This is a genomic window from Streptomyces griseoflavus (genome assembly GCF_014649995.1).
Classification (GTDB): domain Bacteria; phylum Actinomycetota; class Actinomycetes; order Streptomycetales; family Streptomycetaceae; genus Streptomyces; species Streptomyces griseoflavus.
The window spans coordinates 548,765-561,717 of record NZ_BMUC01000002.1; the positions used below are offsets into that span (position 1 = coordinate 548,765).

At 74.6% G+C, this 12,953-nt stretch carries 8 protein-coding genes, 1 tRNA gene and 1 pseudogene; 7 read left to right on the forward strand and 3 right to left on the reverse strand.

Annotated elements, in window-relative coordinates; all coding sequences use genetic code 11:
• The 4 genes and pseudogenes from IE172_RS08320 to IE172_RS08335 all read left to right on the forward strand — a co-directional run.
• Positions 1 to 934, forward strand: a pseudogene (locus tag IE172_RS08320) (dTMP kinase); the annotation flags it as partial.
• A gap of 104 nt (positions 935 to 1,038) precedes the next feature.
• On the forward strand, positions 1,039 to 2,244 hold the full coding sequence (locus IE172_RS08325) for a DNA polymerase III subunit delta' (protein ID WP_190096431.1): 1,206 nt from the start codon (positions 1,039 to 1,041) through the stop codon (positions 2,242 to 2,244).
• A 98-nt stretch (positions 2,245 to 2,342) separates the two neighbouring features.
• Positions 2,343 to 3,938 (forward strand): alpha/beta hydrolase, encoded by a 1,596-nt coding sequence (locus IE172_RS08330; RefSeq protein WP_190096432.1) that lies wholly within the window; start codon positions 2,343 to 2,345, stop codon positions 3,936 to 3,938.
• A 118-nt stretch (positions 3,939 to 4,056) separates the two neighbouring features.
• Positions 4,057 to 4,130, forward strand: a tRNA-Thr gene (locus IE172_RS08335).
• A 75-nt stretch (positions 4,131 to 4,205) separates the two neighbouring features.
• On the opposite strand, the gene IE172_RS08340 is transcribed toward IE172_RS08335, so the two are convergent.
• Positions 4,206 to 4,442: a hypothetical protein gene (locus IE172_RS08340; protein ID WP_190096433.1), complete on the reverse strand. Its 237-nt coding sequence runs from the start codon at positions 4,440 to 4,442 to the stop codon at positions 4,206 to 4,208.
• 370 nt (positions 4,443 to 4,812) lie between these two features.
• On the opposite strand from IE172_RS08340, the gene IE172_RS08345 reads away from it, so the two are divergent.
• Together IE172_RS08345 and IE172_RS08350 are read left to right on the forward strand one after the other, a co-directional pair.
• Complete coding sequence (locus IE172_RS08345; RefSeq protein WP_190096434.1) at positions 4,813 to 5,706, forward strand: glycosyltransferase family 2 protein; 894 nt, start codon at positions 4,813 to 4,815, stop codon at positions 5,704 to 5,706.
• Positions 5,707 to 5,939: 233 nt separating this feature from the next.
• The gene (locus tag IE172_RS08350) at positions 5,940 to 8,966 is read left to right on the forward strand and encodes an AfsR/SARP family transcriptional regulator (RefSeq protein ID WP_190096435.1); all 3,027 of its coding nucleotides are present in this window, start codon (positions 5,940 to 5,942) and stop codon (positions 8,964 to 8,966) included.
• On the opposite strand, the gene IE172_RS08355 is transcribed toward IE172_RS08350, so the two are convergent.
• Both IE172_RS08355 and IE172_RS08360 read right to left on the reverse strand, forming a co-directional pair.
• Complete coding sequence (locus IE172_RS08355) at positions 8,967 to 10,658, reverse strand: bifunctional 3'-5' exonuclease/DNA polymerase (RefSeq protein WP_190096436.1); 1,692 nt, start codon at positions 10,656 to 10,658, stop codon at positions 8,967 to 8,969.
• A 185-nt stretch (positions 10,659 to 10,843) separates the two neighbouring features.
• On the reverse strand, positions 10,844 to 11,596 hold the full coding sequence (locus tag IE172_RS08360) for a Clp protease N-terminal domain-containing protein (protein WP_190096437.1): 753 nt from the start codon (positions 11,594 to 11,596) through the stop codon (positions 10,844 to 10,846).
• An 87-nt stretch (positions 11,597 to 11,683) separates the two neighbouring features.
• Here IE172_RS08360 and IE172_RS08365 point away from each other — a divergent pair, with 87 nt between their 5' ends.
• Positions 11,684 to 12,808, forward strand: coding sequence for a DUF2786 domain-containing protein (locus IE172_RS08365; protein WP_190096438.1), 1,125 nt, complete (start codon positions 11,684 to 11,686; stop codon positions 12,806 to 12,808).
• The last annotated feature ends 145 nt before the right edge of the window (positions 12,809 to 12,953 follow it).

Consider the following 12,953-nt stretch of genomic DNA (forward strand, 5'->3'; position numbering starts at 1 on the left):
GCGCAAGCAGCGCGAACTCGAGGAGGCGCAGCGGCGCGAGGCCGAACGGCAGGCGGAGGAGGCCCGGCTGCGTGCCGAGGAGGCGCGCCGGCGTGCCGAGGAGGAGCGGCAGCGGCTGCTCGCCGAGGAGAAGGCACGCGCCGAGGAGGAGGCACGCCGCAGGGCGGAAGAAGAACGCCGCCGCAAGCAGGCCGAGGAAGAGGAGCGGCTGCGCGCCGAGGCCGAGGCACTGCGGCTGGAGAAGCAGCGCAAGGCCGAGGAGGCCCTGCTGCGCGCGGAGCAGGCCCGGCGGCTGGCCGAACAGGCGGCGGCCGCGGCCGAGGCCGGACCGAAGACGACCGGCGGCCCCGGTGCCGCACGGCCGTCCGCGCCCGGGGCCTCCCGGCCGCAGGCCGACGACGCCATGACCGTGCCGACGCCGGTGGTGGCGCCGACGAACGCGTCGGGCGGACCGGTGGACGAGACGGCGGTGCTGCCGCGGGTGCCGGACGAGGACTCCGGGCAGCGGCCCGGACGGTCCGGCTCCGGGGTCTCCGAGGCCGAGGTGACGACCGAGCTGCCGAAGCCGCAGGTCCCGCCGGGCGCGACCGACGAGACGGCCGTGCTGCCCGCCGTGCCCCCGGGCGCCACGGACGAGACCGCGGTGCTGCCGCCGGTGCGCGGCGACGAGCGGGGCCGCGCCGAGGACCGGGTGCCGCCCGGCTACTTCAAGGACGAGGAGCCGGCGAGCGGCTCCGGCAGTCCCGGGGGCCCGGTCGACCGCACGCGCGAGCTGCCGCAGGTCGACGCCGAGCACGCGCCGCGCCGGCGCCGCAAGCGCTCCGACTGGGCCGAGGAGACCCCGCTGGACGACCTCCCGACCCTGGCCGACGAACTGCTGGGCCCGCACGAGGACGAGGGCGACGACGACGGCCGCCGGGGACGCCGGCGCTGACCGGCCCCGCGGTGGTGGGCGGGCACGGCCGTTGTCAGTGCCCGCCCGCACAATGGGACCCGCAGGACAGAAGTGACGGACGCGACGGAAGGGCGGGCTGACCCATGACCGTGTGGGACGACCTCGTCGGGCAGGAGCGGGTGAGCGGGCAGCTCGCCGCCGCCGCCCGGGACGCCGACGCGCTCGTCACCGCCGTGGCGGACGGCACGCCCCCGCCCGAGGCGTCGAAGATGACGCACGCCTGGCTGTTCACCGGACCGCCCGGCGCGGGACGCAACCAGGTGGCGCGGGCCTTCGCCGCCGCGCTCCAGTGCGTCAGCCCCGACCGGGCCCTCGGCGGAGCCCCCGGCTGCGGATTCTGCGACGGCTGCCACACCGCGCTGGTCGGTACGCACGCCGACGTCAGCTCGATCGCCGCCGTCGGCTCCCAGATCCTCGTCGAGGCCATGCGCGACACCGTCCGCAAGTCCTTCACCGCCCCGGCGAACGGCCGCTGGCAGGTGATCCTCGTCGAGGACGCCGAGCGGCTGAACGAGAAGTCGGCCAACGCCGTCCTCAAGGCCGTCGAGGAGCCCGCCCCCCGCACGGTCTGGCTGCTGTGCGCGCCCTCCATCGAGGACGTCCTGCCGACGATCCGCTCCCGCTGCCGCCACCTCAATCTGAGCACGCCCTCGGTGGACGCCGTCGCCGACATGCTCGTACGGCGCGAGGGCATCGAGCCGGACACCGCCGCCGCCGTCGCCCGCGCCACCCAGGGCCACGTCGACCGGGCCCGCCGCCTGGCCACCGACCCCGCCGCCCGAGCCCGCCGGGCCTCCGTGCTGAAGCTCCCCCTGCGGGTCGACGAGATCGGCGGTGCGCTGAAGGCCGCCCAGGAACTCGTCGACGCCGCCGCCGAGGACGCCAAGCAGCTCGCCGAGGAGATGGACGGCAAGGAGACCGAGGAGCTGAAGGCGGCGCTCGGCGCGGCCCAGGGCGGGCGCCTGCCCCGGGGCACGGCGGGCGTGGTCAAGGACCTGGAGGACATGCAGAAGCGCCGCAGGACGCGCACCCAGCGCGACAGCCTCGACGTGGCGCTGACCGACCTGACCAGCTTCTACCGCGACGTACTCGCCCTCCAGCTCGGCTCCCGCGTCGCCCTCGCCAACACGGACGCCGAGGACGCGCTCCAGCGCCTGGCCCGCGGCAGCTCCCCGGAGTCCACGCTCCGCCGCATCGAGGCGATCACGGCCTGCGGCGAGGCACTGGACCGCAATGTGGCCCCACTGCTCGCCGTGGAGGCGATGACCATGGCCCTCAGAGCGGGCTGACGAACCACCGCCCCGGCCCACGCGTGACCGCGCAACTCGTACGAGGCACGACGTACACATAGAGCACTCGACCGGTCGCACACGGTTACGCTCGGTGCATGGACACAAGGCGTACCCACCGCAGGACCCGTGCCGGAGCCACCCTGCTCGCCGCCGTCGCGCTGCTGATCCCGGGCTGTTCGTCCGGGACCACCACGGACACGGCGAACACGGCGAACTCCGTGGCGAAGGAGGCGGCAGCAGCCCTCACCCCCCTGCCCGGCTCCACACCCGCGGCGCTCACGCGGTACTACGAGCAGAAACCGGCCTGGCGCGACTGCGGCACCCCCGGGTTCCAGTGCGCCACGCTGAAGGCCCCGCTCGACTACGCCGAACCGTCCAAGGGCGACATCCGTCTCGCCGTCACCCGCAAGAAAGCCACCGGTCCGGGCAAGCGACTGGGCTCCCTGCTGGTCAACCCCGGCGGTCCCGGCGGCTCGGCCACCGCCTACGTCCAGGCGTACGCCGGGATCGGCTACCCGGCGGACGTGCGCGCCCGCTACGACATGGTGGCCGTCGACCCGCGCGGCGTCGCCCGCAGCGAACCCGTCGAGTGCCTGGACGGCCCGCGGATGGACGCCTACACGCGGACGGACATCACCCCCGACGACACGAAGGAGACCGACGCGCTGGTCGCCGCGTACCGGACGTTCGCCGAGGGGTGCGGGGCGGACGCGCCCGAGCTGCTGCGCCACGTGTCGACCGTCGAAGCGGCCCGGGACATGGACCTCGTGCGGGCCGCGCTGGGCGACAAGAAGCTGAACTACGTCGGTGCCTCGTACGGCACGTTCCTCGGCGCCACCTACGCGGGACTCTTCCCGCACCGCACGGGCCGACTCGTCCTGGACGGCGCGATGGACCCGTCCCTGTCCGCGCGGCGGATCAACCTCGAACAGACGGAGGGCTTCGGCACGGCGTTCACCGCCTTCGCCGAGGACTGCGTCCGGCGGAGCGACTGCCCCCTCGGCCGCGCCGGCACCAGCCCCGAACGGGCCGGCAAGAACCTGAAGGCCTTCTTCGACAAGCTCGACGCCCGCCCCCTGCCCACCGGGGACGCCGACGGCCGCACCCTCACCGAGTCGCTCGCCACCATCGGCGTGATCGCCGCCATGTACGACGAGGGCGCCTGGCAGCAGCTGCGCGAGGCACTCACGGCCGCGATGAAGGAGAAGGACGGCGCCGGCCTCCTCTTCCTCTCGGACAGCTACTACGAACGGGACGCCGACGGCGCGTACACCAACCTGATGTTCGCCAACGCGGCCGTGAACTGCCTGGACCTCCCGCCCGCGTTCGACTCCCCGGACGAGGTGCGCAAGGCGCTGCCCGACTTCGAGAAGGTGTCCCCGGTGTTCGGTGAGGGCCTCGCCTGGGCCTCCCTGAACTGCGCGTACTGGCCGGTGAAGGCCACCGGCGAGGCCCAGCGCATCGAGGCGAAGGGCGCCGCCCCCCTCGTCGTCGTCGGCACCACCCGCGACCCGGCCACCCCCTACCCCTGGGCCCAGGGCCTGGCCGGCCAGCTCGCCACGGCCCGCCTCCTCACCTACGACGGCGACGGCCACACCGCCTACGGCCGCGGCAGCACCTGCATCGACTCCGCGATCAACACCTACCTCCTCCACGGCACCCCGCCCACCGACGGCAAACGCTGCTCCTGACCGGCGCACCCACCCCGGAGGCAGCCCTCCGGCCCGCCTCCGGGGCCGGTACGAACCACCCCTCGAAACTGTGTAGACTTACCGACGTCGCTGATCGCACCATGGGTGCACCCAGCACGCCGCCTTAGCTCAGATGGCCAGAGCAACGCACTCGTAATGCGTAGGTCTCGGGTTCGAATCCCGAAGGCGGCTCTCTGAATAAGGTCCAGCTCTGTGCCCCTGAGCTGGACCTTTTTCGTTCAGCGGACGGGCCGCCGGCCGCCGCGATCACCGGTTCGTATGCTGATGCGCCGTTCTCGTGATCCAGGACTGGCAGCCCCAGCGAGCGAGTCCACCCACGGCCAGGGACACCAGGATCGCCCCCCAGTCGATGACATGGGGCAGTCCGGGGAAGAAGGCGAAGAAGGCGAGCGAGAGGACGAGGCCCACGAGGAACGCGGCGATTCCCGCGTGGCGCCGCCGTGTGGCCGACTGCGGGTTCGGGTCCTTCCGGTCATCGGTCATGAACTACTCACTTCGTGATGTGGTGACACTGGCTCACGCGCCGCACCCCGTGATGCGCGTGAACATGCCGCCCGTCGGAACCTTCATCGTCCTGCCTCCCACGCTGTACTCGAGGGTCTGCACGCGGGTTGATCCGATCACACCGGTGGGCGTGGCCCGTACGAGTGGTGCCGGTGGTCAGAGCCGGGATGTCGGCCAAGGGGGCGTCCCACGGAGTCGCCGGGGGGCGCGGGGTGGGTGGATTGCCCTGGGTTTCGTATGTACGGGTGGGTGGTGGGGGTCGTGGGGGTGGGTGGCGTGCGTGCGGCCTGGGGGTGAACGGTTAGCATCGCCCGTCAGCGGAGCAGCCGGCTGGAGTGGGGTGAGGGACATGGAGACGCCGAGGATCGCCGTCGCCGTCGTGACCATGGGGAACAGGCCGGCCGAGGTGGACGCGCTGCTGGAGTCCGTGGCGAAGCAGGACGTCGCGCCCACGCGGATCGTGATCGTGGGGAACGGCTGTCCGCTGCCCGAGTTCGCCCAGCGGCTGTCCCTGCCCGGCGAGGTCACCACCGTCGAGCTGGCGGAGAACCTCGGCTGCCCGGGCGGGCGGAACGTGGGGATCGAGCGGCTGCGGGAGTTCGGGGACGTGGACGTCGTCGTCGAACTGGACGACGACGGTCTGCTGGTCGACGCCGATGTGCTGCGCCGGGTGGGGGAGTTGTACGCGGCGGACGAGCGGCTCGGCATCGTGGGCTTCCGGATCGCCGACGAGCTGGGGGAGACGCAGCGGCGTCACGTGCCCCGGCTGGGGAAGGCCGACCCGATGAAGGGCGGGTACGTCACCGGGTTCCTCGGGGGCGGGCACGCGCTGCGGATGACGATGCTGGACGAGATCGGTGACTGGCCCGGCGCGTTCTTCTTCGCGCACGAGGAGACCGACCTCGCCTGGCGGGCCGTCGACGCGGGCTGGCGGATCCTGTACGCGCCGGACCTGCTGCTCCAGCACCCCAAGACCTCGCCGGCCCGGCACGCCATCTACTTCCGGGTGAATGCCCGCAACCGGGTCTGGCTGGTCCGGCGGCGGCTGCCGCTCGCGCTGATTCCCGTGCATCTCGGAGTGTGGGTCCTGCTCACCCTGCTGCGGAGCCGGTCGGTGCGGGGGCTGCGCGCCTGGTTCGGCGGGTTCGTGGAAGGGTTGCGGGAACCGGCCGGGGAGCGGCGGGCCATGCGCTGGGGAACGGTGTGGCGGCTCACCCGGCTCGGACGGCCGCCCGTCATCTGATCCGAGGGGTTCACCCGACGGCGGGAAACGACGAGGGCCCGGTCGCTCACCTCTGCCGACCGGGGACCCTCGTGTGCGGACCGGGCCGCGGCGGCGACGCTCCCCCGAGCTGCGCGTTCTACGCGCGCACCCCCGGGCCGGATCCGATGTAGTGATCACATCAGACTTTGCCAACGGATCGCTAACATGAGGCCGATGGTTCTCCGTTCGGTCACCCAGGGCAGTGGTGCGGCGTGACACGGCGCGGACTGCGGTTCGGACTGCTGGGGACGCCGGTTCTGTACGACGGCGGGGCGCCCGACGCCCCCGGGTCCGTCCAGGTCGTCGGAAGTCCCAAACTCCGCGCCCTGCTGGTGGCGTTGCTGCTCGACGCGGGACGGGTCGTGTCCGTCGAGGCGCTGAAGGACGCGATGTGGGGCGGTGCGCCGCCCGTCTCCGCGCTGCCCTCGCTGCACAACCACGTCGCCCGGCTGCGCCGGCTGCTCGACGACCCGGGCAGGCTGCTCACCGTGCCTACCGGGTATCTGCTGCGGGTCGGCGAGGGCGAGGTGGACGTGCAGGTGTTCGACGCGCACACCGCCGCCGCCCGTGCCGCGCACACGGCGGGGGACTGGGAGCGGGTGGCGCGCGAGTGCGCCGCCGCGCTCGCGCTGTGGCGGGGGAACCCGCTGGCCGGGCTGCCCCCGGAAGTGGGCGGCTACGCCCTGGTGAGGCGGCTGCGCGAGGCACGGCTGCTGCTCCTGGAGTGGCGGTACGACGCCGAACTGGCCCTGGACGGCGGACGCCTGGCCGATCTCGTGCCCGAACTGGCGGCACTGGCCGCCGAACACCCGCTGCGGGAGTCGTACCACCGCCAGTTGATGCTGGCCCTGCACCGCACCGGCCGTCAGGCGGAGGCGCTGGTGGTCCACCGGGATCTGCGGGCCCGTCTGGCGGACGAGCTCGGCGTCGAGCCGGGGCCGGGGGTGCGCGAGGCCCATGTGGAGGTGTTGACGGGGGGAGGGGAGCGGCGGCAGGAGCGCGGTCCGTCCGCGGGCGGTTCCGGTGGAGTCGGTGTGCCGCCCCGGCCCGCGCAACTTCCGCCCGCGCCCGGTCACTTCACCGGGCGCGACGCGGTGCGCGACGAGTTGATCCGGGTGCTCACCCGTGCGCCCGGGCCCGCCGCGGGGCCCCCGGCCGTCGTCGTCAGCGGTACCGCGGGGGTCGGCAAGAGCGCCCTCGCACTCCAGGTCGCACACACGCTGGCGGAACGTTTCAGCGACGGCCAGCTCTACGTCAACCTGCACGGCGCCACCGCCGGCATGACCCCCCTCACCCCCGCCCAGGCCCTCAGCACCCTCCTGCGTGACCTGGGCACCGAACCCTGTGCCGTCCCCGAACACCCGGACGCGGCAGCCGCCCTGCTGCGCTCCCTGCTCGCGCCCACCCGGACCCTCCTGGTGCTGGACGGCGCCGCGGACGCCGCGCAGGTGCGGCCGCTGCTGCCGGCCGGGCCCGGCTGCGCGGTGATCGTCACCAGCCGTTCGCCGCTCACCACGCTCGACGGGGCCGTCCGTGTCCCGCTCGACCCGCTGTCCGACGAGGACAGCGCCACCCTGCTGCGGGCGGTCTCCGGCCGGGACGGTCTCGGCGCCGGGCATCCGCTCGTCGCGCTCACCGGCCGGCTTCCGCTGGCCCTGCGGGTCGTCGCCGCCCGGCTCGCCGCGCGACGGGCCCTCACGCCCGACGCCCTCGCCGGTCAACTGTCCGCCACCGACAGCCGGTTGCCCCACCTGGAGTACGACGACCTCAGCGTCCGCCGCTCGCTGGCCGTCGCGCACGACGCCCTCACGGTCTCCGAACGCGAGACGGACCGGGACGCGGCCCTCGCCCTGTGCCGCATCGGCGCGCTGGACCTGCCCGCCTACGGCGCACCGCTGCTGGCCCGGCTCACCGGCACCGGCGAACGCCGGGCGGAGGCGGCACTGGACCGGCTCGTCGACGTGGCCCTCGTGGAGGAGACGGCGTACGGCCGCTACGCCCCCCACGACCTGGTCCGTGACTTCGCCCGCGAACGGGCCCGGGCGGCGGCCGATACGGAAGGCGGCCCGCGCGAGCACCCCGCCGGGACCGCCCTGCGCTGGTACGCCGCCGTCGCCGAACGCGCCCTCACCGCGATCGTCGAACCCGGTCTCGACCAGGACGACCGCCGCCGCCCGACCCCGTCCCAGCCGCTCGATCACGCCGCCCACGTCGCGTCCGTGCCCCCGTTCGCCGACGCGCGGGCGGCCTTCGCCCGGTGCGACCGGGAGCTGGAGAACATCGTCACCCTCGTCGAGCGGTACGCCGGCGAGGACACCGGTGACGGTGGTGACGGGGGCGGACACGACGTCCACATCGCCGTCCTCCTCCGCCTGCTCCACCCCTACCTCCTGCGCGGCGGCCGGGTTCCCGAGCTGGAGGTGCTCGGGCGGGCTGCCCTGCGGGTGGCGCGGCGGCTCGGGGACGAGGCCGCCGAGGCGTGCGCGCTGGGCGACCTGGCGGGCCTGCACTTCCTGACCGGCCGCACCGGCGAGGCCCTCGCCCTCACCGACCGGGCGCTGGAGATCTGGCGGCGGCTCGGTGCCGTCTCCTGGATCCGGCGGTCGCTCAACAACCGGGGGCTGCTGCTCGAAGGGCTCGGCCGGTACGCCGAGTCGGAGCGGGCACTGCGGCAGAGCCTCGCCTACTCACGGCAGCTGGACGACCCCTACGGCGAGGCCGTCACCCTCAGCCACCTGGGCAACCTGTACGAGCACACCGATCCGCGCGCGGCGATCGAGCAGCACCGGCGTTCGCTCGCGATCGGGGACGGGATCGCGGCGGTCATCGTGCGGCACACCGCGCACTGCAACATCGGCTACGCCCACCTCCGGCTGGGCGAACCGGCCTCGGCCCTACCGCACTTCGAGGAGAGTCTGCGCATCCTCGGCGGGCACGGCGACTGGCACGGCGAGTCGCAGACCCGGCTCGGCCTGGTGCGCGCCCTGCGGCAGCTGGGGCGCTCCGGGCGGGCCGACGCCGAGTGCGCCGAACTGCTGCGCCGCGCGGACGCCCGCGCCGACCGCTACACCGGCGCTCTGGCCCGCCACCAGTACGGTCTGCTGCTGCGCGAGCGGGGGCGGGTGGGCGAGGCGAGGGAGCAGTGGCGGTCGGCGCTCGCCGCGCTGGACGGCACCGACGAGCGGGCCGTGGTGGAGGAGCTGCGCCGACTGGTGGCCGGGGCCCGGCCGGTCAGCTGATCATTTGGCGTCGGCGTAGCACTCCACCACCGCCGTCGTGAACGGGAACCGCACCGGGGTCGGCCCGAACGTCAGCCGGCCGGCCAGGTCGGCCGCCCGCCGGATCGCTTCCGCCACTGTCGCCGCCTCCTCCTCGGGGCAGTGCACGATCACCTCGTCGTGCTGGAAGAAGACCAGTTCGGCCGCCATGCCGCTCAGTGCCCTCCGCAACGCCGCGAGCAGCAGCAGCGCCCAGTCGGCGGCGCTGCCCTGGACCACGAAGTTGCGGGCGAAACGGCCCCGGGCGCGGGCGTCGGCCGAGGCGTGGCCCGGGACCCACGGGCGGGTCTCGGAGCCCTGTTCCTCCTGGGCGGGCGGGATGCCCGCCTCCTCCACCGCGTCGTCGGCCGGACGGGCGGCCGGCGGGCAGGTGCGGCCCAGCCAGGTCCGTACGAGCCGGCCCTCCTCGCCCGCACGGGCGGCCTCGTCGACGTAGGCCACCGCCCGGGGGAAGCGGCGCCTGAGCGCGGCGAGGTTCTTCAGGCCGTCGCCGGAGGTCTGGCCGTAGACCGCGCCGAGGACGGCGAGCTTGGCCTGGGCGCGGTCGCCGGAGAAGGCGCGGTCGGACACCGACTGGTAGAGGTCGCTCTCGCGGCCGGCCACCTCCATCAGCCCGGGGTCGCGGGAGATCGCCGCCAGCACCCGCGGTTCCATCTGGTCGGCGTCGGCGACGACGAGCCGCCAGCCGGGGTCGGCGACGGCGGCGCGGCGGATCACCTTGGGGATCTGCAGGGCGCCCCCGCCGTTGGTCACCCAGCGGCCGGTGACCGTGCCGCCGGCGAGGAACTCGGGCCGGAAGCGGCCGTCGCGCACCCAGTCCTGGAGCCAGGACCAGCCGTGGGCGACCCAGATCCGGTACAGCTTCTTGTAGGCGATCAGCGGTTCGACGGCCGGGTGGTCGACGGACTCGAGCTCCCAGCGGCGGGTCGAGGAGACCTTGACGCCGGCCTGCGCGAAGGCCTTGACCACATCGGCGGGCAGATCGGGCCGCACCCGGCGGCCGAAGGCGGCGGACACCTCGTCGGCGAGCTCGGCGAGACGGCGGGGCTCCCCGCCGCCCGCGTACCGCTCGCCGAGCAGGTCGTGCAGCACCGCGCGGTGCACGTCCGCCCGCCAGGGCAGCCCGGCGCGGTTCATCTCGGCGGCCACCAGCATGCCCGCCGACTCCGCGGCGGTCAGCAGCCGCATCCGGTCCGGGTGCGCGGTCGCCCCGGTGCGCCGCTGCTGCCCGGCGTAGACCGCGAGGAGGTCCGTCAGCGGCAGCGGGATGCCCCGCGGCTCGAACAGCGACGACTGTGCGCCCGGTTCGGCGTGCCGCTGCGGCGGGTCGGGCGGTACGGGGCCGCCGTGCAGCCGGGCCAGCGCGGCCGCCGCCGAACGGGGTTCGCCGTACCGGCCCTCGTGACCGAGCAGGAGCGTCTCCGCGGCCTCGATGTCGTACGCCCGCTCGACGCGCACCCCCGCGGCGAGCAGGCGCGGGTAGACCTCGGCGGTGGACCGCCACACCCACCGGGTGACACCGGGACGGCTCCGTACGGCCTCGGCGAGGTCCGTCTCGCGCCGCACGGGGGCGCAGGGCAGACCGTCCGGACCGAGGGGGGCGACGTCGGCACCGCCCTCCTCGGCCGGGGCGAGGGCCCACCGGTCGGTCATACCGCGAGTGTGGCAGGGGGGTCTGACAGCGCACCCCCGACAGGACCCTGCTCGGGCCGCCGCGCCCAGGGCGGGACCTGCGCGGGCCGCCGCGCCCAGGGCGGGACCTGCGCGGGCCGCCGCGCCCAGGGCGGGACCTGTGCGGTCCGCCGCGCCCAGGACCGGCCCTCAGGCCGCCGGCGCGGTCAGCCCTCCTGCGTGTCGTCGTCGGTCTCCGTCCGGGTCTCGACGTACTGGGCCAGCATCTCGGCGACGTACCGCTCGGTGGCCGTCTTGGTGATGCCGAGGCCGTCGAGGAGGCCCTTGCCGTTCTCGTGCTCCAGCAGGGCGAGCAGGATGTGCTCGGTGCCGATGTAGTTGTGGCCGAGGCGGAGGGCTTCGCGGAAGGTCAGTTCCAGGACCTTCTTGGCGGCCGGACCGTACGGCACCAGCTCGGGGGCGCCCTCGACGGCGGGCGGGAGCGCGGCACGGGCGGCCTCGCGGACCGTGTCCACGGTGACGCCCTGTTCGGTGATGGCCTTCACCGCGAGCCCTTGGGGCTCGGCCAGCAGACCGAGGACGAGGTGCTCGGGAAGTCCCTCGGCGTTGTGCGCGGCCTGGGCCTCGTTGTGCGCGGCCATGACCGTGTTGCGGGCGCGGGGGGTGTAGCGGTTGAAGCCCTGGCTCGGGTCGAGGTCGTTGCCCTCCTTCGGCACGAAGCGTTTCTGGGCCGCCTGCCGGGTGACGCCCATGCTCCTGCCGATGTCCGTCCAGGAGGCGCCCGAACGCCGGGCCTGGTCCACGAAGTGGCCGATCAGGTGGTCGGCCACGTCCCCGAGGTGCTCACCGGCGAGCACCGCGTCCTGGAGCTGCTCCAGGGGTTCCTCGTGGACCTTCTTGATCGCCGCGATGAGGTCGTCGAGGCGCACGGATGACTTGATGGCGGGGTTCGTCGTCATGTGTCAACCGTAAGTTGACACCCCTGGATCGTCAACCCATGGTTGACACCTTCGGGTGAACGTCCGGGGCATGGCACGATCGGATCCGTGAGTACGTCCAGCACCGTCGACCGGGCCTTCCGGGCCGCCCTCTACGAGACCGGCGACACCGCCCTCGACACCGGCGCGTCCCTGCTCGCCGCCGACCCGGCGGCCGACGCCGAACTGGCCCGGCGGGGCGAGGAGTTCCTGAGCACCGTCTGGCGGCGCGGCTGGCAGCCCGCCGACGTCGTCCGGATCGCCCGGCGCGAACTGGACGACGTGCACGTACGCCTCGTCTCGGCGCTGATCCGCGCGCAGGCCCCGCGCGACGACCGGCCCCGGGGGCCGCGCTGGAGGGCACAGCTCGACCGGCTCCACGAAGAGGCCCCGGACGCCGCCCCGCGCGGCGACCGCTTCTCGCACGCCACCGCCGTGCTGGAGCTGTACCGCCTGCTGCTCCGCCTGCCCGCCCTGGAACCCCTCGACGAGACGGCCGCCCCCCGCCCGCGCGACCGGCGGCCGGAGTCCCGCATGCTCGGCCGCATCCGGGCGCTGCTGGCCAAGGCGGAGGCGACCGGGTTCCCGGAGGAGGCGGAGGCGCTCAGCGCGAAGGCGCAGGAGCTGATGGCGCGGCACAGTGTCGACGAGGCGCTGCTCGCCGCCCGGGAGCCCTCGGGCGAGATCCCGGACGCCTGCCGGATCGGGGTGGAGCCGCCGTACGAGCAGGCCAAGGCGGTGCTGCTGGACGCGGTCGCGGGCGCGAACCACTGCCGGGCGGTGTGGAACGAACCGTTCGGCTTCTCCACCGTGGTCGGCTTCGCCTCCGACCTGGAGGCGGTCGAGCTCCTCCACACCTCACTGCTCGTGCAGGCCACCACGGCGATGACCAGGGCGGAGGCCGCGCAGCGCGCCGGCGGGCGGAAGCGGACCAAGACCTTCCGGCAGTCCTTCATGGCGGCCTACGCCCACCGCGTGGGGACGCGTCTCGCGGCCGCCGCCGAGACCGAGGTGAGCGACGACCTGCTCCCGGTCCTCGCCTCCCGCGCGGTGGCGGTCGCCGACCGCACGGACCGCCTGTTCCCGGAGACGACCACCACGCGGATGCGCGGGGTGAGCGACGCGGCGGGCTGGGAGGAGGGCGCCCGCGCGGCGGACGGCGCCCAGGTCGGGGCGCGCCCGCGCCTGCCCTGAACCCGGCCCGGCCCGGCCGCCCGCCCCGCGCCGTTCTCGCCGTAAGGGCCGGCGTCCCCACGAGTCGCCGCCCTCCGGCCCGGAAGGAGAGGCGTCCCCCGAGGCGGCGCCCTTCAGCCCGACGAGTCGGTGCCTTCCCGGTCGG

What these genes read in the sequence shown, in the direction of transcription:
- IE172_RS08330 (WP_190096432.1), top strand. Translation starts at nt 2,343, where the DNA reads ATGGACACAAGGCGTACCCACCGCAGGACCCGTGCCGGAGCCACCCTG.
- IE172_RS08325 (WP_190096431.1), top strand. Translation starts at nt 1,039, where the DNA reads ATGACCGTGTGGGACGACCTCGTCGGGCAGGAGCGGGTGAGCGGGCAG.
- IE172_RS08360 (WP_190096437.1), bottom strand. Translation starts at nt 11,596, where the DNA reads ATGACGACGAACCCCGCCATCAAGTCATCCGTGCGCCTCGACGACCTC.
- IE172_RS08355 (WP_190096436.1), bottom strand. Translation starts at nt 10,658, where the DNA reads ATGACCGACCGGTGGGCCCTCGCCCCGGCCGAGGAGGGCGGTGCCGAC.
- IE172_RS08340 (WP_190096433.1), bottom strand. Translation starts at nt 4,442, where the DNA reads ATGACCGATGACCGGAAGGACCCGAACCCGCAGTCGGCCACACGGCGG.
- IE172_RS08345 (WP_190096434.1), top strand. Translation starts at nt 4,813, where the DNA reads ATGGAGACGCCGAGGATCGCCGTCGCCGTCGTGACCATGGGGAACAGG.